The following is a 26,190-nucleotide window of genomic DNA, read 5'->3' on the forward strand; positions in this document are numbered from 1 at the left end:
GCGCGTACCGTCCCCGCAGAAGAGTCGAGGACCGATGATTCGCTTCCTGCTCAGCAAAATCCCATCTATCCTGCTCGTGCTCGTTGCCACATCTGTCATCGCATTTCTGCTGCCGCGATTCGCGCCAGGAGACCCTGCTCAGACGATCGCTGGATCGGAGGCCACCCCAGACCAAGTGGAAGCTATCCGTGTCTCGCTCGGGCTCGACCAGCCCTTGTTCGTGCAGTACTTCACTTGGCTGGGCGGTGTCTTCCGCGGTGAACTCGGCACGTCCTATATCTTCAATCGCCCTGTTTCCGACCTCATCGGTGCTCGTCTCGAAAGTACGGTCGAGCTTGCACTTCTCGCCACTGTGTTCATGATCGTGATCGGTATCGGCTTGGGAGTGCTCGGGGGTTCGTCGCGCACCCGTGCATCACGTATCGCCACCGACTCCATAAACACGCTTCTTATTGCCACCCCCGCTTTTCTCGTCGGGTTGCTCCTGATCGTCTTGTTTGGAGTCACTTGGCGCCTCCTACCCGTCAGCGGAGAGGTCGCGTTGAGCGAAGACTTCGGCATCGGAATGCGGTACCTCCTCTTGCCCGCATTGTCGCTGGGGCTTGCGATGGCGCCAGGAATTGCGCGTCTGTTGCAAACCACGATGATCGCGACACGTGGTGAGGAATTCATCGATCTCGCCTTCGCAAAGGGTGCTTCACCCCGAAGAATTACGTACCGTCATGTGCTGCGCACAAGCCTGGGGGCTGCGGTCGTCGCGATCGGGCTGCGGTTCGGTGAACTGTTCGGCGGCGCCATCATCATCGAAGCGATCTTCGCGCGAAACGGCTTGGGACAGCTCGCCGTACAGGCAGTGAACTCCCGCGACTACCAGCTCGTGCAGATTCTGATCATGGGAGCTGTGCTGATCGCAGTGCTCTCGCAACTCCTCACCGAGATCATCCTCGCTGCGCTCGACCCGCGCGTGAGATTGGACGTGTGATATGCCTCAACCTGATCCCACCCAGGTCGTGAAAGTACCCTCAACGACCGCGATCCTCACCCAGAAGCGGCGTCAGCGGCGGCTCACTCCCAACGCGACAATGCGAAGGTATCTTGCCGCATTCCGGACGCCGCGGGGCGTCGCAGGCGTGAGCATCGTCATCCTCCTGGTCGCGCTGGCACTACTTGCCCCGGTGCTCTTCCCCGGCGGATACGACAGGCAAAGCGGGGATTCTCTGCAGGGCCCCTCGTTCGCTCACCTGTTCGGCACTGATGAACTCGGCCGCGACATTCTGGTCCGCACGATCTACGGACTCAGGATGGACCTTTCGATCATCGCTGTTGCCGTGCCGATCAGCATGGTCTTTGGCACTGCGCTTGGTCTGGTCGGAGCGCTCTCAAAGTTTGCCGGTTCTTTCGTGCAACGTGTGCTCGACATTATTCTCGGCTTCCCCGGCGTGGTGCTCGGCGTGTGCATCGTCCTCATCATGGGGCCTGGCTGGCTTGCGCTGGTGGTGGCGATTTCGGTCAGCGGGCTCCCGCTTTTCGGCCGTCAAGCACGCGCCGCGCTGTTGGAGCAGATGCAACGTGAGTACGTGACAGCGGCAAGAACGCTCGGCGTCAACAAGCGGATGATCCTGACCCGCCACATCCTTCCCAACGCCGTCGATCCGATTCTCGTCAATGGTGCGATCTTCGTCGTGGTCGCAATCTTCATCGAAGCGGGCCTGAGCATTATCGGACTCGGCATTCAGCCACCGGAACCGTCTCTGGGCTCGCTCCTGAATGTCGGCATCCGGTTTATCGAGCAAGCACCCATGTACATCATTGGACCCACGATTGTGCTCATTCTCTTGTCGATGTCGTTCAGCCTCATCTCCGACGCCATGAATGAAACGGTGACCCGCAAATGAACACGCTTCCTTCACCACAGCCAGCCCCCGTTCTGCGCGTAGAAGATCTGCATGTCACTTTCACGCTCGAGCACGGCTCGGTCGTTGCTGTCGACAACATCAGCTTTGAGCTGCTCCCTGGTCAGATCCTCGGGATCGTCGGCGAATCCGGCTCAGGAAAGTCCGTGACTTCGAAGGCGCTCATGCGAATGCTGCGCCATCCCGGCAGGGTCGATAGCGGCAACATCGAACTCCATGGCAGAGACCTATTGGCGCTGAGCGCTAAGGAGATGCTGGAGGTGCGGGGTAAGGAGATCGCGATGATCTTCCAAGATCCCCAAGCCGCGCTGAATCCCGTGATGCGCATCAAAGACCAGATCATCGAGGCGATGAAGATTCACGGCGTCGATCGCGAATCCGCACGCGTGCGTGCTATTGAGCTCCTGGAAAAGGTGGGCATTCCTGAACCAGCCGTGGCCGCCGAGAAATATCCACATCAGTTCTCTGGAGGGATGCGACAACGCGTCGTGATCGCGATCGCGCTTGCGAACGAGCCCTCCGTATTGATCGCGGACGAGCCAACCACCGCACTCGATGTCACCATTCAAGCCCAGATTCTCGACCTCCTACGTCGATTGCGAGATGAGCTCGGCATCGCCATTCTGTTCATCACGCACGATATGGGTGTGGTCGCTGAACTGTGTGACGACGTCGTCGTGATGCACCAAGGACATATCGTTGAGCGCGGAACAGTTCGGCAGGTCCTTTCCAACCCCGTAGACGACTACACAATCGGCCTCATGGCGGCGATTCCAAAGACCGACTCACCGCTACGCGAGGATGCACCAGAGGCAAATTCACTTCCGACACTCGCGGTGAAGGAGCTCCGCACCAATGTGAACCTGCAGCGGCGTGGGCTGTTCCGCAGGACGACCCCACACTTTGCTGTCGATGGCGTCTCACTCCACATTTTGCCCGGCGAGACGCTCGCTCTCGTCGGCGAGTCCGGATGCGGAAAATCAACGCTTTCCCGAACGATCGTGGGCATTAACGAAGTCACGTCCGGTGAGATCGAGGTCGACGGTGTTTCTGTGTCGACGATGTCCGCTGCGCAGAAGAAGTCGATGGTTCAGTCGATACAGTACGTCTTCCAAGACCCGTACTCTTCACTGAATCCGCGGCGCACGGCGGGCCAGTCTCTCGAAGAAGCGCTCACGGTCGCGGGTGCGGACAGGCACGATGTGCGTGATCGCAGCGTAGAGCTCCTGAATCGCGTCAGCCTCGGTCCCGAGTATCTGGATCGGTACCCCTGGGCATTCTCCGGCGGTCAACGCCAGCGCATTGGGATCGCGCGTGCGCTGGCGTCTGATCCGAAACTGCTCATCCTTGATGAGCCGGTGTCGGCGTTAGACGTATCGATACAGGCACAGATACTCGAGCTCTTGCGAGAGCTTCAAGAGCAGTACACCCTCTCCTATCTCTTCATCTCACACGATCTCACCGTCGTGCGGGACATCAGCCACCGCGTAGCAGTGATGAAGAAAGGTCAGATCGTTGAAACCGGCACTACTCAGCAGGTCTACAACGCGCCCCAGCACCCTTACACTCGAGCACTTCTCGACGCGACGCCCCGCCTAGACGCCACAATCACATGATTCGCCTAGGGTGAAATCACTATGGACGGACAGTCGAGGCGGGTACCAAACACAGGGAACGCTCGAAGCGTGCCAGGGCTAAAGACTCGCGTGCGTGGAGAGGAGCGTCGACGAGAGATCCTCCAGACCGCAATGAAGGTGTTCGCCGAAGGCGGGTTTAACTCGGTGAGCCTCGCCGATATCGCGAGTGAGGTCGGGATCACCCCGGCAGGCATCCTGCACTATTTCCCTTCTAAGGCAGCGCTGTTGATGGCAGTCCTTCACGAACGTGAGGCACAAAACGCTGCAGCGCAACAAACACGTCGCGATAGCGGCGCCACACTCGTTGGCAGTTTTGTCGGGATGCTTTCGGACAACGACCGTCGACCCGATCTCGTCAAGTTGTTCGTTGTGCTTGCCGCCGAGGCAAGCGCAGTTGAGCACCCTGGTCACGAATACTTCAAGCATCGCAACGACGATGTGTTGCCTGACATCGCCGAAGAACTACGCGGAGTGATCGATGAGACCCGCTTACCCGATGGGGTCTCTGCCGAGACCGTGGCGCGCTGGCTACTGGCTCTGGCGCACGGGCTCGGCGCACAATGGGTCTTCGACACCACATCGTTTGACCGCGCTGGCCACGTCGCTTTGTTTGTCAACATGCTCGCGCCTTATCTCAAAGAGGGTCTCGACGTGAAACTCATCTCGGAGCGTGCCGCTCACGATCAGCAGTAGTCGAGCCCTCATTTGTCGAGCCCGCAGATGCGATCGATCCCGCACACGCATGGGCTGCCCCCGTCGAGATTCCCGCAGGAGCAACCGCACTCGTTTACTGCGAGGGCCAGTTCGGTGCACAAGATGGCAAGTCGTCGGGTGTGGCGATGTAGCCTGGCGGAGTGAAAAGCCGCGAGGCCGCGTCCTCATCCCCTGTGCGCTCGCGCTGGATCTTTCCCACACTCGCGGACTACCGCCGAGAGTGGATCCGCCGCGATATCGTCGCTGGGCTCTCTGCCGGCGCCATCGTTATTCCGCAGGCAATGGCTTACGCCACAATCGCCAACCTTCCCGTCCAGGTCGGGTTGTATACGTGCATCGTGCCGATGTTCGTCTACGCCGTACTTGGCGGATCGCGCGCTATGAGCGTGTCTACGACATCCACGATCGCAACGCTCACTGCCACAACGCTCTTCTCGGTCGGAGTCGTCAGTGATGCCCACCCCGACGATGCGCTCGGCGCCCTGATCACACTCACGATGCTCGTCGGAGTGATCCTCCTCATCGGGCGCTTGTTGCGGCTGGGATCACTCGTCGAGAACATCAGTCAAGCGACGGTGTTGGGGCTCAAGATCGGCGTGGGGGCAACTGTCGCGGTTGGCCAGCTCCCCAAGCTTCTCGGTCAAGATGCCAATGATTCCGGCGGCGGATTCGTTGCCTCCCTTGTGGGCGCGCTCGGTTCGCTCGACCATACCAACCTGGCGACGGTATTACTGTCGGTCGGATCGATTCTGGCGTTGATCGTGTTGCAACGTTTTGCACCACGCTTCCCCAGCTTTCTTCTCGTCGTGACGGGCGGAATCCTTCTGGTATGGGTGGCAGAGATCGATCAGCTCGGTGTCTCTTTGATCGAACCAGTGCCGTCAGGGCTCCCCATACCTCAGCTCCCAGACTTGTCGTTGGTCGAGGCATTGATTCCCGGCGCCCTAGCGATCGCCGTCATCGCGTTCCTCGAGTCGGCGGCCGTTGCACGAGCATTGAGGTCGCGCACAGATCAGCAGATCAATAGCGACCAGGAGCTGCTGGCTGCTGGCGCGGCGAACGCGATTGGCTCGTTCTTTAGCGCCATGCCCGCAGCTGGCGGGTTCTCACAGAGCGCCGTCAATGACCGCGCGGGGGCCAGGTCGCAAGTTGCTGGACTGCTCACCGTCTTCCTCGCGCTGTTGGTTGCCCTCTTCTTCGGGCCAGTGTTGAGCCTTCTCCCTGAGGCGACGCTGGCCGCGGTCGTGTTCGTGGCTGTCGCATCGCTGATCAACATCCCGGAGCTGGTGCGCTGGTTCTCGCTCAGCCGAATAGACTTCTGGATCGCGCTGATGGTCGCTGTGGTGGGACTCGTCGCCGGACTTCTCGTCGCGGTTGCTGTCGGCGTCTTCGCCACTCTTCTGCTCGTGCTGCACGAGTTGAATATTCCTCGCTTGAGCATCCAAAGCCGGAGCGGCGACGCCATTGTCATCCGCCTCGGGACTGGTCTGTATACCGGAAACGCCCTGGCTAACGAGCGAGCCGTTGTTGCTCTCGTGGCCGCTCAACCCGAAGCAACCCGCGCCGTCGTGCTCGACGTTCGACAGCTCAACATTCTTACCGTGACCGTGCTCGACATGTTGGAGGAGCTTGAGCACGAGCTGGCCGGCATGGGCATTGTTTTGCACCTTGCTCGCCTTCCCAGCGGCGCAAGCAAGATCGCCGCGAAAACCCACTGGTTCGCGGGGCTCGCGTCGGAGGGACGAGTGCACACATCCACTGAAGAAGGACTCGTCGCCGCACTTGCCAACGATCTCAGCTGACGAGCTGCATGCTTCTGCCGCTCGCGGCCTGCCTCCAGCCAGCACTGCTACGGTAAGCAAGCTGGCATCTTGCCGGCGCCAGGGAAGACTTCTTGTCGACCAACGGGCCGCATCGGCCATTTCGTTCTCCGTCGCCTCCTCTGTGTGAGCCCAAGGAGCGTCATGCCCACCCCGTCAGTGCCTTCATTTGTCGAGCCCGCAGATGCGATCGATCCCGCGCACGCATGGGCTGCCCCCATCGAGCTTCCCGCAGGAGCGACCGCACTCGTCTACTGCGAGGGCCAGTTCGGTGCACAAGATGGCAAAACCGCCAACGGGCTGGTTCGTCACTCCGAGAAGTACCAGATCCTCGGCGTCATAGACAGCACACATGCAGGCGCCGACGCCGGCATGCTGCTAGATGAGGCACCAAGCGGCATCCCCATTCTGAGCGGTCTCGACTCGGCAATCATCCACCTTGGCCGAGTACCCGACTACCTCATCTGCGGGGTGGCGCCAGCCGACGGGCTGCTCTCTGAGGATCAGCGCACCGTGTTGCTGGATGGCATTGCTCGCGGCATGCACATCATCAACGGTCTGCACGAGTTCTTGACAGATGACGCGGAGTTCATGGCAGCGGCCCTCCTCGCGCAGGTCACAATCACAGACATTCGCCGCCCGCGCGACAAGAAAGATCTTCACCTGTTTTCAGGGCGTATCTTCGATGTGACCTGCCCTCGCATCGCGATTCTCGGCACAGACGGCGCCATCGGCAAGCGAACCACCGCCACAATCTTGGTGCGCGCCCTCAACGAGCGCGGTATTCACGCTGTGCTCGTTGGTACCGGTCAGACGACAATCATTCAAGGTGGTCGTTACGGCGTGGCCCTTGACGCCCTCGTCCCCCAGTTCTGCTCTGGCGAGGTGGAGAACCAAGTCGTCGCCGCGTTCGAGGGCGAAGACCCCGATGTGATAATCGTCGAAGGTCAGGGCGCACTGAGCCACCCCGCGTACATCACTTCCGCCCACATCCTTCGCGGCAGTCGGCCGGCAGGAGTGATCGTGCAGCATGCACCTGGGCGCAAGGTGCTGGGCGACTTCCCGATGGTGGCGATGCCGACCGTAACGAGCGAGATCGCGCTCATTGAGGCCTTCGCCGACACTCGCGTCATCGGGGTCACCGTCAACCACGAGAATCTTTCCACGGTCCACCTCACCGCGGCGATCGATGAGATCGAGCTCGACACCGGTCTTCCCGCGACCGACCCCCTCACACGCCCGCTCTCCGATTTAGTAGAGATGGTGTTGCAGGCGTTTCCCGCTCTCAACCCGCGAGAGTCCACCCGTAGCGCCGCGTAAGTACGGCGCTTACGCCGTCATAGCGTGCGCGATCCAGGACAGCGGCCTCACGGCGCAATCCTCGCTCGTGCACGCTGTAGAGCTGCTCTACGTCAACCCATGACTCGCGCCCCTGCGCGTCCCAAGCCCCGGTGCCAATAGACACATAGTCGCTATCGGTGCCATGCTGCTTGCTTGTGAGCCTGACCGCATACACGCGATCGGCAGACTCGCGCCCGATCACCAGCACCGGTCGGTCTTTTCCTCGTCCGTCATTCTCTTCGTATGGCACCCAGGTCCAGACGATCTCACCGGCATCTGGCGCCCCATCTCGTTGCGGTGCGTAGGACACCTGTAAGCCGACGATCCATTCCGGATCGATCCGGATGGTCTCTGAGCCGGGCCGTCTGCCTGGTTCCACATCGGAGGTCGATTGCGACGATGCGGGTTGCGCTCCCCTCGCACGCGAAACCGGACGCCTCGGATCTGAAGTCCGAGACGCCCGGTTCGATCCCACTGCTTTGAGCAGGATGTTTGCGAGTGTTGCCAGGATGCCGTTTTTCTTGCTCACACGGTCACCCTAACCGCAGTCAGGCGTTCGTGAGTGCGTAGCCCTCTTCGCCGTGCACGACCTGGTCGACACCGGCGATTTCGTCTTCGTTGGTCACGCGGAAGCCGATCGTCTTCTCGATTGCGATGCCGATGATGAAGGCGACAACGAACGAGTAGATAAGGACGCCGACCGCGGCAAGCGCCTGCACGATGAGCTGGTTGGCGTTGCCGCCGACGAACAGACCGGTTTCGGTGGCGAAGAAGCCGAGGTACAGCGTTCCGATCATTCCACCGACGAGGTGGATTCCCACCACGTCAAGAGAGTCATCGAAGCCCCAGCGGAACTTCATCTCGACGGCGAGAGCACAGACGATACCCGAGACAGCACCCAGCAGCAGTGCCCATCCTGGGGTCAAGTTTGCGCATGCGGGGGTGATGGCCACAAGACCAGCAACTGCACCAGAGGCCGCACCGACGGAGGTGGGCTTGCCGTCCTTGATCTTCTCGATCAGAATCCAACCGAGGATGGCTGCTGCCGTAGCGCCGAGGGTGTTCAGACCGATGAGGCCGACGGCGCCCATGTCTTCTGCGAGCCACTCTGCACCGGCGTTGAATCCGAACCACCCGAACCACAGCAGCGCGGCACCCAGCAGGGTAAGCGGCACGTTGTGCGGCTTCAGGATGCCCTTCTGGAAGCCAATGCGCTTGCCGAGCACCAGGGCGAGTGCCAGAGCCGCCGCACCTGCGTTGATGTGCACTGCAGTACCACCGGCGTAGTCAATCACGCCGATTCCGCTGTCTTCACCAAACATGGTCGTGCCGAGGTTCATGATCCAGCCGCCGCCCCAGACCCACGCTGCGACCGGGAAGTACCCGACCGTCGCGAAGATTCCAGCGAAGATCAACCAGCTACCAAACTTGGCGCGGTCTGCGATCGCTCCCGAGATAAGGGCGATGGTGATGATCGCGAAGGTAGCGCCGTAAGCAACACCCAGAAGCGCGACGTTCGAACCTTCACCCGCAGCCAGGCTGGAAAGCCCGAAGTCCGCGAACGGGTTGCCTGCGAAGGCGGTTGGGCTGTCAACGGCGCTCATCGAGTAGCCGAAGAGAATCCACAGCACAGCGACGAGACCGATAGAGCCGAAGCTCATCATCATCATGCTGACGACGCTCTTCGCCTTGACGAGACCGCCATAGAAGAAGGCGACGCCTGGCGTCATGAGCAGGACCAACGCTGTCGCGGTGATGGCCCACGAGATGTTGCCGGGAGCATCCATAGGGGAAAACCTCACATCCGAAGTAATTGAGAGCTTCAGTGTGACGACCCGCGGTTTCGTGAATGCGTGGGCTATGTTTCGTCGTGGTTACAGCGCGACCGCATCCGTGAACATCACGTTACGCGCATCTTCAGGCTTACTCAGAATGTGTGAGGGCATTGAGGCGAGAGATAGCGCGCAAGTACTTCTTGCGGTATCCGCCTGCGAGCATCTCATCGGAGAAAACAGCGTCCAGGCTCAAACCGGTCGCCAGCATCGGGATCTGTGCGTCGTACACGCGGTCAACGAAAGCCACGAAGCGGAGCGCCTCTGACTGATCGGTGAGCTGTCGGACGTGACGCAGGCCCACTTTGGCGATGCCGTCGATCAAGCGGATGTACCGCGAAGGATGCACCTGAGCAAGGTGCCGAATCAGATCGTCGAAAAGGTCGTCCGACACAGCGCCCGTCGCGCCAGCCGCCTCAACCGCTGCCGTGTAGCCGTCGTCGTCGAGCACGACCGCATGTCCGTCGAGTGCGCGTTGACGAAAATCGACACCGTCAATACGCAAGGTCTGGAAGCTATCCGACATGGCGTGGATTTCGCGAAGAAAATCCTGTGCGGCGAAACGCCCCTCGCCGAGGGCGTTTGGCGGAGTATTAGAAGTTGCGGCCAGCCGCGTTCCCGTGGGCACGAGCTCACCCAGAAGCCGAGTCATCACCATCGTGTCGCCTGGATCATCGAGTTCAAACTCATCGATGCACAGCAGATCTGCTCCTTTGAGCAAGTCGACGGTGTTCTTATAGCCGAGCGCGCCAACCAAAGCGGTGTACTCGATGAAGGATCCGAAGTACTTCCGACGCGCGGGCATCGCGTGATAGATCGCAGCAAGAAGGTGCGTCTTTCCGACGCCGAAGCCGCCGTCGAGGTACACGCCTGGCTTCAGCTCTGGCTCCTTTTTCGCGCGGCTGAAGAACCCGCCGCGCTTGACCGGAGCGCCGCGTCCAGCGAACGACTGCAGCGTCTCTTTTGCCTCTTCCTGCGAGGGATACGCCGAATCGGCGCGGTAGCTGTCAAAAGTCGCCGTGTCGAACTGACGCGGCGGCACAAGGCTCGCCAACATCTCAGGTCCGCTCACAGTCGGCTGACGTTCGGTGAGGTGCACGACTCCGGTGCGGCTTGTCGTTTCGGTCATCACAGTCCTGAATCAGGTGCTGGCCTATATCGAAGTCTTACGAATTGGGCGCAGGAGGCTCGGCGGGGATCTATCGTCGAAGGGACGGATCAACAATACGCCGTCTGCAGCCGCACCTACGCCCGCTCAACGCTTCGGAGATCCCATGGCCATCGAGTTCGACTCCTCCTCCCCCAAATTCGCCGAGTACGCAGAGCCTGGTCGTCTTGTCACCACCGAATGGTTGGCTGAACGATTGGATGCGCCAGGACTAGTGGTGGTCGAATCAGACGAAGACGTTCTGCTGTACGAAACGGGCCACATCCCTGGTGCGGTGAAGGTTGACTGGCACACGGAACTCAACGACGCCGTCGTGCGCGACTACGTGGATGGCGAAGGCTTCGCCGCACTCCTCAGCCGCAAAGGCATCTCCCGAGACGACACTGTCGTGATCTACGGCGACAAGAACAACTGGTGGGCGGCATACGCACTCTGGGTTTTCTCGCTCTTCGGCCACGAAGACGTGCGTCTACTGGATGGCGGCAGGGACCGCTGGATCTCCGAAGGACGCCCACTCACACGAGAGGCTTCAAACCGCCCCGCGACTGATTACCCGATCATCGAGCGTGATGACTCGGTCATCCGCGCCTACAAAGACGATGTCTTGGCACATATCGGAAGCCCCCTGATCGATGTTCGTTCGCCAGAGGAGTACAGCGGCGAGCGGACGACCGCTCCGGCATATCCGGAGGAGGGGGCATTGCGCGCAGGTCACATCCCCACCGCGCAGAGTGTGCCGTGGGCCAAGGCTGTGGCAGAAGACGGCGGGTTCAAGAGCCGTGCGGAGCTTGAGTCGATCTACCGCGATGGCGCTGGCCTGAAAGACGGCGATGAGGTCGTCGCCTACTGCCGAATCGGCGAACGCTCCAGCCACACCTGGTTCGTCCTCAAGCACCTCCTCGGGTTCGAGAACGTGCGCAACTACGACGGCTCCTGGACAGAGTGGGGCAGCGCCGTCCGTGTCCCGATCGTCGCAGGCAACGAGCCTGGTTCCCTGTGAGCGTGTGACAATGACAGGGATGAGCACCATGCCACTTCCTGACACACTCGCTGAGATTCGCGACGGTTTTCTCGAGACCCCTGAATCGGATCGCCTTCTGCTGCTGCTCGAGTTTTCAGACGAGCTTCCAGATGTTTCCGCCGAGGTCGCCGAGCACCCCGAGATGCACGAGCGAGTAGTCGAGTGCCAGTCCCCCGTTTATATCTACGTCGAAGTGAACGACGGCATCGTGACGATGCATGCGACGGCACCCCCGGAAGCACCGACCACACGCGGCTTCGCCAGCATCCTCGTGCAGGGCCTCAGTGGGCTCACCGCAGAGCAGGTGCTGGCGATTCCCGATGACTACCCTCAGTCCATCGGACTCACCAAGGCGGTCTCTCCCCTGAGATTGGGTGGGATGACCGGCATGTTGATGCGCGCAAAAAACCAGGTCAAGCAGAAGAGCTAAAGCCCTGGGTTTCCAGCCAGCTGGCGATCGCCGTTGACCATCCGGTCTCGTCGTAGTTCCAGATCTTCGTGTGGCGAGCGACGGTAAAAGTGGGCATTGTCACCAAATCAGGGCGAGCTTGCTGAAGGGCGTGTGACGCATCCGCCGGCACAAAACCGTCGTCTTCGCTGTGCAAGATCAGGATGGGTGCGGTGAGTTCGTCTGCCCGGGCCACCATGTCAAGACGGTCGAACGCGATGGGTGCGTCAGCGCCGCTGAGTCGGGCAGTGAGCGGCAGCTGAAGCGCTCCCATAGCGAGCTGCGGCAAGGGAGCATGCACCCCGACCATTCGTGCTTGGTAGCGCAACACAGAGCGCCAGTCGACGACAGGCGACTCCAGAATCAATCCGACGATCGACTCTCGATGCCGGGAGTTGACAGCGGCCTGCAACGAGACGGCGCCCCCCATCGACCATCCCATCAAGATCACGCGTGCAGCGCCGTGACGGAGCGCATAGGTGATGGCGGCGTCGACGTCTCGCCACTCCGCCGCACCGAGCGCATAAGCACCAACCCGCGTTCGCGGTCCTTCGCCATCGTTGCGATAAGAGACCACCAGGTTCGCAAGACCAGCGGCCTGCAGGATCGGCACAGCCCGCAGACATTCTGCACGGCTCGCCCCTCGCCCGTGCACTTGGATCACCCAGGTGTCTGAGGAGGCAGGGAAGAACCAGCCAGGGCATGTGCCAGCTGGCGAGTCGATCGTCACTGACTCCCACTGCAGGTGCAGCTCCCCGGGAGACGAGTAGTAGTAACCGCTGAAGGCTGCGGCCCGATCGACTTTTGCCCCTGTTTCGATCTGCGTCAGAAGCTTGCGCCTGACCGCAGAACCGTCAATCCCAAGAACAGCGCCGAGCTTCACATAGCCGTAGGTGCCACTCGTGAAAAGTCCGTATCGGCCAGGCAGGACAGTGTCTGCTGTTGCCCGCAGCTCGATGGTTTGCGCGCCAGTATCGACCGAAAGAATATCGGTGTCTGTCGCGCGGCGCATCGGCGTCACGACCCGACGGGCGACGGCAAAGACCACCAAGGCCACCGCAGCGACCGAAGTGAGCAGAGCAGGGACAAGGAGCGTAACGGCGTGCCTGAGACTCTTCATCGCTTCCTGACTCTAGCCTGTCAGCGTGACCGCACACCCCGAGGCCGGGACGCCTTTCGACAGTGCCGTGGCTGAGCTGCGCGACACAGCGTTCCGCGATGACATCACGGTGAGCGAAATCGCCACCCCTCAGGGACTCGCTCCCTTCGCTATCGCCCTTGCGGCAAATGTGCGTCCAGCGGACGACGGCGAGTCGGTCTACGGCACTGGACGGTTCGTTCTGCTCCACGATCCAGACGCCCCCAGTGCCTGGGGTGGACTGTGGAGAATCATCATCTTCGCCCAGGCGCCGCTGGAGACCGAGATCGGCATCGACCCGCTGCTCGCCGACGTCACCTGGTCATGGCTCGTCGACGCGCTCGACTCCCGCGATGCGACGTATCACTCGCCTTCTGGCACCTCCACCAAGACACTTTCCAAGGGATTCGGCGGCCTAGACAGTGAAGGCGACGGCGCCCAGATAGAATTGCGGGCGTCCTGGACTCCGGACGGCCCCTTCCGACCACATGTCGAAGCATGGGCTGAGCTGGTCGGAATGCTGGCGGGACTTCCGCCCGGCTCCGAGGGCATCGCCGTGATCGGCGCGCGAAAGGCTGTACGTGACTGAATACTCCGTGATCTCGACTACTGAGGAGTTCCGCGCAGCATGCGGCGCCCTCGCCGCCGGTACTGGTCCGGTTGCTGTGGATGTGGAACGCGCCTCAGGGTTCCGCTACTCACAGCGCGCCTATCTGGTGCAGGTGTTCCGTCGCGATGCAGGGGTGTTCCTGTTCGACCCTCCAGCAATCGGTGATTTCTCAGCACTTCACGAGGCCATCGGAAATTTTGAATGGGTGCTCCACGCCGCGAGCCAAGACCTCCCCTCGCTCCGTGAGCTTGATCTCGAACCGCCGACGATCTTCGACACCGAACTCGCCTCACGATTGCTAGGGCACGAGCGCGTCGGGCTGGGGGCTGTGGTGGAAGACACTCTCGGTATCACTCTCAAAAAAGAGCACTCCGCGGCGGACTGGTCGACTCGCCCGCTCCCTGATTCCTGGCTCGACTACGCAGCGCTCGACGTACTTCATCTGATCGATGTGCGCGATGCGCTGGTGACTGAACTAGAAGAACAGGGCAAAACCGCTTTCGCCGACGAAGAATTCGCCGCCACACTCACTCGCCTTCCGAAACCGCCGAGAGAAGACCCATGGAGACGACTGAGCGGTCTTCACCAGGTGCGCGGCGCTCGCAATCTTGCGGTCGCTCGCTCGCTGTGGCAGGCGCGTGAGGCGTATGCCCAAGAGCAAGACACATCTCCTGGGCGACTCGTGCCAGACCGGTCTCTGGTTGCTGCCGTGATGGCGAACCCACAATCGAAGCAGGCGCTGGCTGGCGTCAAAGAGTTCCAGGGAAGAGCAAGCCGCAGCCAGTTGGATCGCTGGTGGCAGGCGATCGTCGACGGTCGCACAAGCGAAGATCTCCCCCGGGAGCGCGTGCCCAGCGACACTCTCCCCCCTCCGCGAGCCTGGTCTGACCGCAACCCCGAGGCAGACGCACGTCTGAAAGCCGCTCGTCCCGTTGTGGAGAGCGTGGCGACCGAGCTGGGTATGCCGACCGAGAACCTCCTCACGCCGGAGTATCTCCGCCGGATCTCGTGGGAACTGCCGGGTGAAACGTCGCAAGAGATCGCCGCGGCGCTGGCCGACCTCGGTGCGCGTACTTGGCAGATTGAACAAACTGCACAGAAGATTGCTGACGCCTTTGTAGAAGCAGCCCAATCGCCTGACCCTGCCCCTGCCGCGACTTCGTAGGTTCAGCCCAACCGATTCCTCCCGGTTTCTCTTGCTTCGTAGACTGAGGCTACGCACTAACTTGGAGGCAGAGTGGCCGAGATCTCGGACGTCTTCTTCGTCGATGGAGTACGCACGCCTTTTGGGCGTGCCGGCGAAAAAGGCATGTACTGGAACACCCGCGCGGATGACCTCGCCGTGAAGGCGACTATCGGGCTGATGGAGCGTAACGCTGCCGTCCCCACCGACCGCATCGATGACGTCGCTATCGCTGCGACAAGTCAGACTGGCGACCAGGGGTTGACCCTCGGACGCTCAGTGGCGATCCTCGCCGGACTCCCCCAGACTGTGCCAGGTCTGGCCGTTGAGCGCATGTGCGCAGGCGCGATGACCAGCGTCACGACCATGGGAGCATCGATCGGCGTTGGCATGTACGACTTCGCCATCGCTGGCGGCGTCGAGCACATGGGACATCACCCTATTGGTGGCAACGCAGACCCGAACCCTCGCTTCGTGTCGGAGAAGATGGTCGATCCGGGCGCACTGAACATGGGCGTTACTGCCGAGCGCATTTTTGACCGCTTCCCCCACCTCACCAAAGAACGCTCTGACCGCTTTGGCATGCTCAGCCAGCACAAGGTGCAGGCAGCTTACGACGCAGGCAAGATTCAGCCGGACCTCGTTTCCGTTGCTACCAAGGGCGTCGATGGCGCATGGGGCCTCGCAACCGAAGACGAGGGGCGTCGTCCGCAAACCACGATGGAAGACCTCGCCGCGCTCAAGACACCGTTCCGGCCGCACGGTCGCGTCACCGCCGGTACGTCGTCACCTCTCACCGATGGCGCCACGATGTCTCTTCTGGCAGGTGGTGGTGCGGTGAAGGAGTTTGGTCTCGCTCCCAAGATGCGGATGGTCTCGTTCGCCTTCGCCGGTGTGCAGCCAGAGATCATGGGCATCGGTCCGATCCCCTCGACCGAGAAGGCTCTTCAAAAAGCGGGCCTCACCATCTCCGACATCGGACTGTTCGAGCTCAACGAAGCTTTCGCCATTCAGGTGATCTCGTTGCTGGATCACTTCGGTATCGCCGACGATGACCCTCGGGTAAACCAGTGGGGCGGCGCAATCGCGGTGGGACACCCTCTCGCGGCCTCAGGTGTCCGACTGATGATTCAGCTCGCTGCACAGTTCGCAGAGCGTCCTGACGTGCGCTACGGCCTGACAGCCATGTGTGTGGGGCTCGGCCAGGGCGGTTCCGTCATCTGGGAGAACCCGCACTACGACGGCAAGAAGAAAAAGAAGTGAGCGCGAACGTGACGAATTACGACGAGATCGACTTCTCCCCCATCCAGGCCCTGACGGAGGGCGAGGTGATTACGCAGTCTCCTGTGCGTGACATTCGTCTCGCCTCCGGCAAGGTTCTCGCCCTGATCACGCTCGACAACGGGCGTGACCACACGCGTCCGAACACTCTGGGCCCGGCAACGCTCACTCAGTTGGGCCAGACGCTTGACGCTCTCAAAAAACGAGCGGCTGCCGGTGAGATCCAGGCTGTCGGCGTAACCGGCAAGCAGTACATTCTTGCTGCGGGCGCCGATCTCTCCGATATCAGCAAGGTGGGCTCGCGTGACAATGCCCGCATGATTGCGCAACTCGGCCACAAGGTTCTCGGAAAGTTCGGAGACCTGGGAGTGCCGTCGTTCGCCTTCGTGAACGGACTCGCGCTGGGTGGCGGGCTCGAAATTGCGCTGAACTCGAGCTACCGCACAGTCGACGCATCAGCAGCCGCTATTGCTTTGCCAGAGGTCTTCCTCGGCATCATTCCCGGCTGGGGCGGCGCGTACCTCTTGCCGAACCTGATCGGTATTGAGAATGCGCTCGAGGTTGTGATCTCCAACCCGCTCAAGCAGAACCGAATGCTGAAGCCGCAGCAAGCGTTCGATCTGGGCATTTTCGATGCGATCTTCCCCGCAGCCAACTATCTCGAAAACTCACTCGCGTGGGCAGACGATGTGCTCGGCGGCAAGAAAGTGGAGCGCAAGAACGAACCGGGAAAGATCGAGCGCCTGACCAAGTGGCCCATCGCGATCAAGATGGCGCGTGGAATGCTCGAGTCGAAGATCGGCACTGTTCCCCAGTCGCCGTATGCTGCTCTCGAACTCCTCGACAAGGCAAAGAGCGGAACGAAGGCCGAAGGCTTCGCCCGCGAAGACGAAGCACTCGCCGAGCTCGTGACCGGTGACCAGTTCGCCGCCTCGATGTACGCGTTCGATCTTGTACAGAAGCGCGCAAAGCGGCCAGTCGGCGCTCCGGACAAGCAACTCGCCAAGAAGGTGACCAAGGTCGGCATCATCGGCGCTGGTCTGATGGCGAGCCAGTTTGCTTTGCTTTTCGTGCGCAAGCTGCAGGTGCCTGTCCTCATCACCGATCTCGACCAGGCTCGCGTCGACAAGGGCGTCGCCTACATTCACGAAGAAATCGGAAAGCTCGAGGCTAAGGGTCGACTCGACTCCGATGCGGCGAACAAGCTCCGCGGGCTTGTTACCGGCACGACCGACAAGAGCCTCTATGCAGACTGCGACTTCGTCATCGAAGCCGTATTTGAAGAGGTCGGCGTCAAGCAGCAGGTTTTCGGCGAGATCGAGAAGGTCATTGCCGAAGACGCCATCCTTGCCACCAACACCTCTTCGCTGTCGGTAGAAGAGATTGGGGCGAAGCTCGCGCACCCAGAGCGTCTTGTCGGATTCCACTTCTTCAACCCGGTCGCTGTGATGCCGCTGATCGAGATAGTGAAGACACCGAGCACGTCGGAGGCCGCACTATCGACAGCGTTCGTGGTGGCAAAGAGTCTGGGAAAGAGCGCGGTACTCACCGCAGATGCTCCTGGGTTTGTTGTCAACCGGCTGCTTGCCAAGGTGATGGGAGAAGCAGCACGCGCTGTGTATGAAGGCACGCCCATCGCCGACGTCGAGAAAGCATTCGGCCCGCTGGGCTTGCCGATGGGGCCGTTCCAGCTCATCAATCTCGTGGGTTGGAAGGTCGCCGCACACGTGCAGGACACGATGGTGAAGGCCTTCCCCGAGCGTTTCTACGCGAACGAGAACTTCCATGCGCTGGCGGAGCTCGATGCAGTCGTAGAGAAAGACAAGGGCGGCCGCGTTGTCGGGTGGAGCAAGCAGGCGGAGAAGGTTCTGAAGCCCGCTGTCGGAAAGACCCCCTCCTCCGCGTCAACCATCCTGCAGAGAGTGCAGGATGGTCTCGCCACCGAGATCAAGCTGATGCTCGACGAGGGTGTTGTTCCCGAGGTTGAAGACATCGACCTTTGCCTGATCCTCGGCGCCGGTTGGCCGTTCATCGATGGTGGAGCATCGCCGTACCTCGACCGCGAAGGCGCCTCGGAGCGAGCATTCGGAGGCTCTTTCCACACCCCGCAGATCCGGGGCGTCGAGAGCCGCTGATTTCACGAAAAAGGGGCCGCATCTCTAGATGCGGCCCCTTTTTAGGTCTGTGGCGGCTAGTGCCGTTCGCTCAACGGCACGTCGACGATGTCGTTCTCTCCGACGTTTCGCGCCTTCGGAATACGTGTTCCGAGCACTTGAGAGACGATGTCTTGTGCGATGCGCGGTGCCGTGAGACCAGCGTCGCTCAGAATCTCGTCTCGGGAGGCGTGGTCAATGAACTCGTCGGGCAGCCCCAGCTCATCGACGGCGGTGTCGATACCGGCTTCACGCAACACCTGACGCACTCGAGTTCCAATGCCACCGACGCGGATGCCGTCCTCCAGCGTGATGACCAGGCGATGGTGTGCTGCGAGCTCAACAATTGAAGGCTGCACAGGAATCGCCCACCGCGGATCGATGACCGTGGCGCCGATACCCTGCGCGCGAAGCCGGTCTGCAACATCGATGGCGAGTTCAGCGAACGCACCGATAGCGACGATCAGAACGTCTTCCGATTCGCCGCGGGCCAACACATCGACACCATCGTCTAGCCGCTCGATCGCAGGAAGATCTGCCGCGACTGCTCCCTTGGGGAAACGGATAACCGTCGGAGCGTCATCGACCTCTACTGCTTCGTCGAGCGCCTCCGTCAGCCTCGCACCGTCTCGCGGAGCCGCGATGCGAATATGGGGGACGATCTGCAGCATTGCCAGGTCCCACATCCCGTGGTGGCTGGGGCCATCTGGACCGGTAACGCCGGCGCGGTCAAGTACGAACGTCACCCCAGCACGGTGCAGAGCAACATCCATCAACACCTGATCGAATGCGCGCCCCATGAAGGTCGCATACAGCGCAACAACGGGGTGCAGGCCGCCGAAAGCCAAGCCAGCCGCAGAAGTCACGGCGTGCTGCTCCGCGATGCCCACGTCGTATACCCGATCGGGGAAGCGCTCAGCGAAAGGGGCAAGCCCGGTAGGCCGCAACATCGCCGCAGTCATCGCAATGACATCATTGCGTCTTTCGCCGACAGAGACCAACGCTTCCGAGAACACGTCGGTCCAACCGCGCCCACCCGAAGAGAGCGTCTCGCCCGTCGCTGGGTCGATCCGACCCACGGCATGGAACTGGTCGGCTTCATCGTCGCGGGCCGGCTGGTAGCCGCGGCCCTTCTCGGTAATCGTGTGGACGATAACCGGAGCGCCATAGGACTTCGCCAACTCCAGAGTCTCCAGAAGTGCAGGAAGGTCGTGTCCGTCGACAGGCCCGAGGTACTTTATGTCGAGGTTGGAGTACAACGCCTCGTTGTTCACGAACCTCGACAGAAAGCCATGTGTTCCGCCGCGGACGCCGCGGAACACCGCACGCCCCACCGGACCAAGTGCGCGGAAGAGCCGGTCAGAGCGCTGATGCAGATCTTTGTATGCTCCGGCGGTTCGCACGCGGTTGAGATAGCGCGACATTCCACCGATGGTGGGTGCATAGGACCGACCATTGTCATTGACCACAATCACAAGGTTGCGATCGTTGTCATCGGAAATATTGTTTAGCGCTTCCCACGTCATGCCGCCGGTAAGCGCACCATCACCCACCACAGCAACGACGTGGCGATCCGCGCGACCGGTAGCGGTGAGCGCCCGGGAAATACCGTCTGCCCAGCTCAGAGAGCTCGACGCATGAGAGGACTCCACCACATCGTGGGGGCTCTCCCCGCGCTGCGGATACCCAGCGAGACCGCCGCGCACACGCAGCGCAGAAAAATCCTGACGACCAGTCAGGAGCTTGTGCACATATGACTGATGCCCAGTGTCGAAAATAAAAGGATCGTCCGGCGAGGAGAAAACCCTGTGTAACGCGATGGTGAGTTCCACGACACCGAGGTTGGGGCCGAGGTGGCCGCCCGTCCGTGAAACATTTTCTACCAGGAATGCACGAACCTCATCGGCGAGGTCGGCGAGCTGTTCGTTCGAGAGAGCGTCGAGATCGCGGGGTCCTGAGATGCTCGAAAGAATGGGCATCTGCGCCTCCTCATAGGCTCCGTCAGAAGCGCCCGACGAGGGTACGAGCGCTCTTTGATCTTACCCCGATAGGCATTACGGGGGCCGTGAACGGGCCCCCCTTGACACGAAGAAAGGGCCCGGATCTGAAGATCCGAGCCCTTTCTTCAGGTGCGGTTATACCAGCGAACGCAATACGTACTGCAAGATTCCACCGTTACGGTAGTAATCCGCCTCACCCGGTGTGTCGATGCGCACAACTGCATCGAATTCCACCGGCTGCTTGCCCTCAGGCGAATTCTCGCTCGGGGTGGCCGTAACACGAACAGTCTTTGGTGTGACGCCGTTGTTGAGCTCTTCCAGGCCGGCGATCGACACGATCTCCGTACCATCGAGGCCCAGCGACTCCCAGCTCTCGCCCGCAGGGAACTGCAGCGGCACAACGCCCATTCCGATGAGGTTGGAGCGGTGAATACGCTCGAAGCTCTCGGTGATGACTGCCTTGACACCCAGCAGGCTCGTGCCCTTAGCTGCCCAGTCACGCGACGAACCTGAGCCGTACTCCTTGCCACCGAAGATGACGAGGGGCGTGCCCTGCTCCTGGTAGTTCATGCTCGCGTCGTAGATGTACGACTGCGGGCCGCCCTCCTTGGTGAAGTCGCGAGTGAAGCCACCCTCGATGACCTGGCCATCGTTGACAGCCGAGACCATCGCGTTCTTCAGGCGGATGTTCGCGAACGTCCCGCGAATCATCACCTCGTGGTTTCCGCGACGAGATCCGAAGGAGTTGAAGTCCTTACGGTCCACTCCGTGCGCCGTGAGGTACTCAGCCGCCGGAGTGCCCGGCTTGATGTTACCCGCAGGCGAGATGTGGTCGGTGGTGACGGAGTCGCCGAGCGTCGCCATCACGCGAGCACCCTCGATGTCGCGCACCGGAGTGAGCTCCATCGTCATGCCATCGAAGTACGGCGCCTTGCGGACGTACGTGGAGTTGTCGTCCCACTGGAAGATCGCGTCGTCAGGAGTCGGCAGGCTCTTCCACCGCTCATCGCCCTCGAACACCGTCGAGTACTGCTTGATGAACTGCTCCCGCGAGATCGACGAATCGACAAGCTCCTGCACCTCGGCCGGCGTAGGCCAGATGTCCTTGAGGAACACGTCGTTGCCATCGGTGCCCTTGCCGAGCGCGTCGTTCTCGAAGTCGAAATGCATCGACCCTGCCAGCGCGTATGCGATGACCAGCGGCGGGCTAGCCAAGTAGTTCATCTTGACGTCTGGGCTGATGCGACCCTCGAAGTTACGGTTTCCGGAAAGGACAGCCGATACCGCGAGATCGTTTTCGTTGATCGCAGCCGAGACCTCTTCGATCAGCGGGCCGGAGTTACCGATGCAAATGGTGCAGCCGTATCCGACCGTGTAGAAACCCAGACCTTCGAGGTCTTTATCGAGCCCCGACTTCTCGTAGTAGTCGGTGACGACCTTCGAGCCTGGACCGAGGGTGGTCTTGACCCAAGGCTTCTGCTTGAGGCCCTTCTCGAGCGCCTTGCGTGCCACCAGACCCGCGGCGATCATCACCGAAGGGTTCGAGGTGTTTGTGCACGAGGTGATCGCCGCGAGGGTGACGGCACCGTTGTCGAGGATGTACTTCTCCCCCGACGGAGTGGTAACCGGCACCGGGTTTGAGACGTTTGCAGGAGCGCCGCTGTTGATGTGTACGGGGCGCCCGACCTCTTCTTCCTCATCACCGGGCACGGAGCCAGGGTCTGATGCGGGGAAGGAATGCTTCGACTCGAGGTCAACCACAGAGTCAGAAGTCGATGCAGACGCGTACGCCAGGATGTCCTTCTCGAACTGCGACTTGGCCTCCGAAAGAAGGATGCGGTCCTGCGGGCGCTTGGGGCCAGCAATCGAGGGAACGACTGTGCCGAGGTCAAGCTCCAGGTACTCGCTGAAGGTCGGCTCGACGCTGGCATCGTGCCAGAGGCGCTGCTCCTTCGCGTAAGACTCGACCAGAGCAACCGCCTCGTCGCTACGACCGGTGAGTCGCAGGTAGTCGAGGGTGACGTCGTCGATCGGGAAGATTGCCGCCGTGGAGCCGAACTCCGGGCTCATGTTTCCGATCGTGGCACGGTTTGCAAGTGGCACCGAAGCGACACCCTCGCCGTAGAACTCGACGAACTTGCCGACGACACCGTGCTGACGAAGCAGATCGGTAATCGTGAGCACCACGTCGGTCGCCGTCACACCGGCCGGAATCTCTCCGGAAAGCTTGAAACCCACAACGCGCGGAATAAGCATCGAGACCGGCTGGCCAAGCATGGCCGCCTCTGCCTCGATACCGCCGACACCCCATCCGAGCACGCCAAGGCCGTTGACCATCGTCGTGTGTGAGTCGGTGCCGACGCAGGTGTCTGGGTATGCACGCAGCACACCGTCAACATCGCGGTCGTAAATAACCTTGGCCAGGTGCTCAATGTTCACCTGGTGCACGATTCCGGTGCCTGGCGGGACCACCTTGAAGTCGCTGAAGGCGGTCTGGCCCCAGCGCAAGAACTGGTAGCGCTCACCGTTGCGCTCGTACTCGATCTCGACGTTGCGCTCAAGCGCGTTCTCCGAGCCGAAGAGATCGGCAATCACGGAGTGGTCGATCACCATCTCTGCCGGTGAGAGCGGATTGATCTTGTTCGCGTCACCACCGAGAGCCGTGACAGCCTCACGCATGGTGGCGAGGTCGACGATGCAGGGAACACCGGTGAAGTCCTGCATGACCACGCGGGCCGGCGTGAACTGGATCTCAGTGTTCGGCTCTGCCGCGGCGTCCCACGACCCCAGAGCTTCGATCTGCGCCTTCGTCACATTCGCGCCATCCTCGGTGCGAAGGAGGTTCTCCAAGAGAACCTTGAGACTGAAAGGGAGCTTTTCGAAACCGGGCACCGTATCGATGCGGAAGATCTCATAGTCGGTGCTGCCGACTGTCAGGGTGCTCTTGGCACCGAAGCTGTTCACCGTGGACACGAATCCGTCTCCTTCTATTCGGATGGGAGCGACAGGCGCCTCCATCTTGCTCGCCATCGAGCCCCTGCGGCTAGCAAGGCGCACCTAACCAGTCTGCTCCGCAAAGCTCGCGGGCGGAAGCCTACGATTTATCTTGATATCAAGATAAATCTATCACGCCTCTGTCGCGTCTTCGCGCGCTGGCTCGCGCGGGTGCAACGCTCTAACGACCAGCCAGGTAAGGGCGACCAAGGGGGCGAACAGCGGCAACCCCATGACCAGCTTGAGCGTGCCAAGCGCCGTCACATCGCCAGCCAAATACAGGGGAAGCTGCACAGCCAACCTCACGAAGAAGAGGGCTGCCCAGGCGATTCCGAGCCAGAAATAGGCCCGACGCTTGCGTCGGTCAGCACGCCAGGTCGTTCCCTCCCCCATCAAGAAGCCGATCGCAAGACCGATCAGAGACCACCCAACCAGAGCGGATATCAAAATCACCGATCCATAGACGGCATTGGTGATGAGACCGGGCACAAAGTTGTCGGCGCCGCGCCCCGTCCATAGCGCCAGAGCAGCTGCAGCTCCCGCGGCGAGAAGGCCTCCGAGAGCGGCTGACGGGGGGGATTTTTGCACAAGACGGATGAGGGTGAATACCGCGGCCAATCCGACGGAAACACCGAGCGAAAGGATGAGCGGCTCTGGACTCAGCGTGAACAGAATGACGAACGCAAGACTCGGCAAGACCGATTCGAGAATCCCACGCACTCCACCGATCGCCGACCAGACGACCTTGTGCGTGCCTGCGCTCTCCGCGGGGTCGAGACCCGCGCGGCGCGCCGCACCGCCGAGCGCTTCGCCAAGAATCTCTGATGCGCTCTTTTCGCGTTCGGAGTCAGGGTCGGGCGTGGTCACGCGGAACCAGGGGTCGCTGGCATCTTCAAGGGGATCAGGTCACGCGGGGGCATAGGCAATCCGCCACGGACGACGACGATCGAACGGAACAGGTCTTCGACCTTCGCTGCCGCCTCCGGATCTGACGCCGCGGCTCCGCCGACCACACCGCGCAGGAACCAGCGCGGACCGTCGATGCCAATGAAGCGTGCCAGTCGCAAGCCCGAGCCCTCGGCCGCTGTAGCGGGAACTTCGGCGAGAAGCTCTTTTCCGAGCGGGCCTTCGCGCTCCTCAACCCGACCACCTTGCGACTTCACCTGGTCGCGCAACTGCACGCGTGTTTCCTCCCACAGGCCGCCTGTGCGCGGAGCCGCGAACGGCTGCACTTGAAGCGAGGAGTCTGCGTAGTCGAGCCCCACCGCAACAACGCGCTTGGTCTGCTCCTCGACCTCCAGGCGGAGGTTTAGCCCTTCGCGCGGCAGAATTTTGATTCCGCCCAGGTCGATGTAGGGGCGCACCGGGTTCGCCTCTGAGTCGTCAAAGGGGCCAGAGGTGGCACGATCTACCGGTGCCGACTTCAAAGGCGTCTCGTTGTTATCAGTCATTGGCCTGTCCTGCTTCGTTCGGGTGGGGCGCTACCTGGTTACCGGTCGAGCCGAAACCGCCGGCACCGCGTGCGCTGTCTGGCAGCTCATCGACCGGGATAAAAACAGCACGGGTGACCGGCATGATGATGAGCTGTGCGATGCGATCGCCGACCGCCACATCGTACGCGCTCTGGGTATCAGTATTGATCAGGCTCACCTTGATTTCGCCCCGATAGCCCGCGTCCACGGTTCCTGGCGAGTTCACGATCGAGATCCCATGCTTCGCGGCGAGTCCACTACGCGGCACCACAAAGGCTGCGTAACCATCCGGAAGTGCGATGCGGACTCCTGTGGCCACGAGCGCCCTTTCTCCCGGCGCCAAATGCACGGACTCCGCCGCCACCAGATCGGCACCGGCATCGCCCGGATGCGAGTATTCAGGGGCGACTGCGGCGATAATGGGAACATCAACGGAATCGGTCACCCAATGAGGCTAATGCAGAACCCCACCACAGACACACGCCCCCGCTACCGCGAGCGACTCGCTCCCAGCCTCTGGTTGCTGGTCACAGTCGCCGTAGCAGGGCCGATGGTCTCGCTCGTTTTCGTGCCCGTCGGCTCAACAGTCGCGCTCGTGATCGGCGTCGTTGTATCAGCCGTGCTGGTGTTGGGATTTGTGGCCGCTACACCGGTCGTCGCTGTCGACGGCACGGTACTTCGCGCTGGCCGCGCGCACATCGACGCGGAGCACCTCGGCGAACCTGTCGCATTGACAGGCGAAGAGGCTCGTCAGGCCAGAGGCCCCGGTCTTCCGGCGAGAGGATGGCATCTCATCCGCGGAGGCATCGACGGGATTGTCGTCGTCCCCAACCTTGACCAGGATGACCCGGTCGAAGCCTGGACGATCTCCACGCGCACCCCGGATCGTCTCGCGGCAGCAATCCGCGTGGCACAGCAGTAAGAGCACAGCAGTAAGAGCTCTGACCGGATTCTGCGACGCCCTCACACCAACGAGGTTCCCCGCGTCTACAACGACAACGCGCCCCTGACCGCTGGTCAGGGGCGCGTAAGAGGTCGCTCAGAGATGCTGTTACGCAGCGCACTCCTTGCAGATCGGTCCGGATGCGCCATCGTGGTCGAGCTGCGAGCGGTGCTTCACGAGGAAGCAGCTCATGCATGTGAACTCGTCTTGCTGCGCAGGCAGCACGACGACGTCGAGCTCGAGGTCGGAAAGGTCGGCACCCGGAAGGTCGAAGCTCGCAGGGTTGTCGGAATCTTCGTCTCCGCTTGAGCCGGAAAGTTTGTCCGGCACACGCTCCTTGAGCGCTTCGATCGACTCGGAGTCGTCTTCACTCTTTCGGGGAGCGTCGTAATCGGTTGCCATTCGGTAAATCTCCACTTTCATGGTGCGAGTGGGTGGTGCGCCGTCGGGTATTCGGCGGCCATAGTTTGCACGACCAAACGGCATAACGCAAATGCGCGTCCGTGCGACAGGTCAAACTCA

23 protein-coding genes are annotated in these 26,190 nt (G+C 61.4%); 13 read left to right on the plus strand and 10 right to left on the minus strand.

The features are described 5' to 3' along the window. Nucleotides 1–34 precede the first annotated feature (34 nt). The 6 genes from AB0O87_RS10630 to AB0O87_RS10655 all read left to right on the plus strand — a co-directional run bounded on the left by AB0O87_RS10630 (nt 35) and on the right by AB0O87_RS10655 (nt 7,404). Complete coding sequence (locus tag AB0O87_RS10630; RefSeq protein ID WP_363515265.1) at nt 35–982, plus strand: ABC transporter permease; 948 nt, start codon at nt 35–37, stop codon at nt 980–982. 1 nt (nt 983) lies between these two features. Further along, nucleotides 984–1,895, plus strand: a complete 912-nt coding sequence (locus tag AB0O87_RS10635; protein ID WP_363515270.1) for an ABC transporter permease — start codon at nt 984–986, stop codon at nt 1,893–1,895. Continuing rightward, nucleotides 1,892–3,529: an ABC transporter ATP-binding protein gene (locus AB0O87_RS10640; RefSeq protein ID WP_363515273.1), complete on the plus strand. Its 1,638-nt coding sequence runs from the start codon at nt 1,892–1,894 to the stop codon at nt 3,527–3,529. The genes AB0O87_RS10635 and AB0O87_RS10640 overlap by 4 nt, the downstream gene beginning before the upstream one ends. A gap of 69 nt (nt 3,530–3,598) precedes the next feature. Further along, on the plus strand, nt 3,599–4,243 hold the full coding sequence (locus AB0O87_RS10645) for a helix-turn-helix domain-containing protein (protein ID WP_363515276.1): 645 nt from the start codon (nt 3,599–3,601) through the stop codon (nt 4,241–4,243). A 161-nt stretch (nt 4,244–4,404) separates the two neighbouring features. Next, nucleotides 4,405–6,066: a SulP family inorganic anion transporter gene (locus tag AB0O87_RS10650; RefSeq protein WP_363515279.1), complete on the plus strand. Its 1,662-nt coding sequence runs from the start codon at nt 4,405–4,407 to the stop codon at nt 6,064–6,066. A gap of 162 nt (nt 6,067–6,228) precedes the next feature. Continuing rightward, the gene (locus AB0O87_RS10655; protein WP_363515282.1) at nt 6,229–7,404 is read left to right on the plus strand and encodes a DUF1611 domain-containing protein; all 1,176 of its coding nucleotides are present in this window, start codon (nt 6,229–6,231) and stop codon (nt 7,402–7,404) included. Here AB0O87_RS10655 and AB0O87_RS10660 read toward each other — a convergent pair. The 3 genes from AB0O87_RS10660 to zapE form a co-directional block, all read right to left on the minus strand. Next, entirely contained in the window at nt 7,370–7,954 is a 585-nt protein-coding gene (locus AB0O87_RS10660) for a type II toxin-antitoxin system PemK/MazF family toxin (RefSeq protein WP_363515285.1), read from the minus strand. The two genes, AB0O87_RS10655 and AB0O87_RS10660, sit on opposite strands and share 35 nt — an antisense overlap. A gap of 19 nt (nt 7,955–7,973) precedes the next feature. Then, nucleotides 7,974–9,212, minus strand: a complete 1,239-nt coding sequence (locus tag AB0O87_RS10665; RefSeq protein WP_363515288.1) for an ammonium transporter — start codon at nt 9,210–9,212, stop codon at nt 7,974–7,976. Between the two features lie 136 nt (nt 9,213–9,348). Beyond that, on the minus strand, nt 9,349–10,386 hold the full coding sequence (zapE, locus tag AB0O87_RS10670) for a cell division protein ZapE (RefSeq protein ID WP_363515291.1): 1,038 nt from the start codon (nt 10,384–10,386) through the stop codon (nt 9,349–9,351). Nucleotides 10,387–10,531: 145 nt separating this feature from the next. On the opposite strand from zapE, the gene AB0O87_RS10675 reads away from it, so the two are divergent. Next, the gene (locus AB0O87_RS10675; protein WP_363515294.1) at nt 10,532–11,425 is read left to right on the plus strand and encodes a sulfurtransferase; all 894 of its coding nucleotides are present in this window, start codon (nt 10,532–10,534) and stop codon (nt 11,423–11,425) included. Between the two features lie 19 nt (nt 11,426–11,444). Then, nucleotides 11,445–11,876 (plus strand): SufE family protein, encoded by a 432-nt coding sequence (locus AB0O87_RS10680; RefSeq protein ID WP_363515297.1) that lies wholly within the window; start codon nt 11,445–11,447, stop codon nt 11,874–11,876. On the opposite strand, the gene AB0O87_RS10685 is transcribed toward AB0O87_RS10680, so the two are convergent. Continuing rightward, nucleotides 11,860–13,014, minus strand: coding sequence for an alpha/beta fold hydrolase (locus tag AB0O87_RS10685; protein ID WP_363515300.1), 1,155 nt, complete (start codon nt 13,012–13,014; stop codon nt 11,860–11,862). The two genes, AB0O87_RS10680 and AB0O87_RS10685, sit on opposite strands and share 17 nt — an antisense overlap. Before the next feature lie 25 nt (nt 13,015–13,039). On the opposite strand from AB0O87_RS10685, the gene AB0O87_RS10690 reads away from it, so the two are divergent. The 4 genes from AB0O87_RS10690 to AB0O87_RS10705 all read left to right on the plus strand — a co-directional run bounded on the left by AB0O87_RS10690 (nt 13,040) and on the right by AB0O87_RS10705 (nt 18,241). Beyond that, nucleotides 13,040–13,621 (plus strand): DUF3000 domain-containing protein, encoded by a 582-nt coding sequence (locus tag AB0O87_RS10690; protein WP_363515303.1) that lies wholly within the window; start codon nt 13,040–13,042, stop codon nt 13,619–13,621. Then, nucleotides 13,614–14,807, plus strand: a complete 1,194-nt coding sequence (locus AB0O87_RS10695) for an HRDC domain-containing protein (RefSeq protein WP_363515306.1) — start codon at nt 13,614–13,616, stop codon at nt 14,805–14,807. The genes AB0O87_RS10690 and AB0O87_RS10695 overlap by 8 nt, the downstream gene beginning before the upstream one ends. 72 nt (nt 14,808–14,879) lie before the next feature. After that, entirely contained in the window at nt 14,880–16,088 is a 1,209-nt protein-coding gene (locus AB0O87_RS10700) for a thiolase family protein (RefSeq protein ID WP_363515309.1), read from the plus strand. A gap of 8 nt (nt 16,089–16,096) precedes the next feature. Then, complete coding sequence (locus AB0O87_RS10705; RefSeq protein ID WP_363516210.1) at nt 16,097–18,241, plus strand: 3-hydroxyacyl-CoA dehydrogenase NAD-binding domain-containing protein; 2,145 nt, start codon at nt 16,097–16,099, stop codon at nt 18,239–18,241. A 56-nt stretch (nt 18,242–18,297) separates the two neighbouring features. On the opposite strand, the gene dxs is transcribed toward AB0O87_RS10705, so the two are convergent. From dxs to dut, 5 genes are all read right to left on the minus strand, one after another. Beyond that, nucleotides 18,298–20,238 (minus strand): 1-deoxy-D-xylulose-5-phosphate synthase, encoded by a 1,941-nt coding sequence (gene dxs, locus AB0O87_RS10710; protein WP_363515312.1) that lies wholly within the window; start codon nt 20,236–20,238, stop codon nt 18,298–18,300. Between the two features lie 156 nt (nt 20,239–20,394). Beyond that, the gene (locus tag AB0O87_RS10715) at nt 20,395–23,232 is read right to left on the minus strand and encodes an aconitate hydratase (protein WP_363515315.1); all 2,838 of its coding nucleotides are present in this window, start codon (nt 23,230–23,232) and stop codon (nt 20,395–20,397) included. A gap of 153 nt (nt 23,233–23,385) precedes the next feature. Further along, nucleotides 23,386–24,120, minus strand: coding sequence for a DUF3159 domain-containing protein (locus AB0O87_RS10720; protein WP_363515318.1), 735 nt, complete (start codon nt 24,118–24,120; stop codon nt 23,386–23,388). Beyond that, nucleotides 24,117–24,704, minus strand: a complete 588-nt coding sequence (locus tag AB0O87_RS10725; RefSeq protein WP_363515321.1) for a DUF3710 domain-containing protein — start codon at nt 24,702–24,704, stop codon at nt 24,117–24,119. Before AB0O87_RS10725 ends, AB0O87_RS10720 begins: the two co-directional genes overlap by 4 nt. Then, nucleotides 24,697–25,170: a dUTP diphosphatase gene (dut, locus tag AB0O87_RS10730; protein WP_363515324.1), complete on the minus strand. Its 474-nt coding sequence runs from the start codon at nt 25,168–25,170 to the stop codon at nt 24,697–24,699. Before dut ends, AB0O87_RS10725 begins: the two co-directional genes overlap by 8 nt. 12 nt (nt 25,171–25,182) lie before the next feature. On the opposite strand from dut, the gene AB0O87_RS10735 reads away from it, so the two are divergent. Continuing rightward, nucleotides 25,183–25,647: a DUF3093 domain-containing protein gene (locus AB0O87_RS10735; RefSeq protein WP_363515327.1), complete on the plus strand. Its 465-nt coding sequence runs from the start codon at nt 25,183–25,185 to the stop codon at nt 25,645–25,647. A gap of 129 nt (nt 25,648–25,776) precedes the next feature. On the opposite strand, the gene AB0O87_RS10740 is transcribed toward AB0O87_RS10735, so the two are convergent. Continuing rightward, the gene (locus tag AB0O87_RS10740; RefSeq protein WP_363515330.1) at nt 25,777–26,070 is read right to left on the minus strand and encodes a DUF4193 domain-containing protein; all 294 of its coding nucleotides are present in this window, start codon (nt 26,068–26,070) and stop codon (nt 25,777–25,779) included. Nucleotides 26,071–26,190 lie beyond the last annotated feature (120 nt).

Origin of the sequence: Microbacterium sp. NPDC076768, assembly GCF_040687205.1 — a bacterium.
GTDB lineage: Bacteria > Actinomycetota > Actinomycetes > Actinomycetales > Microbacteriaceae > Microbacterium.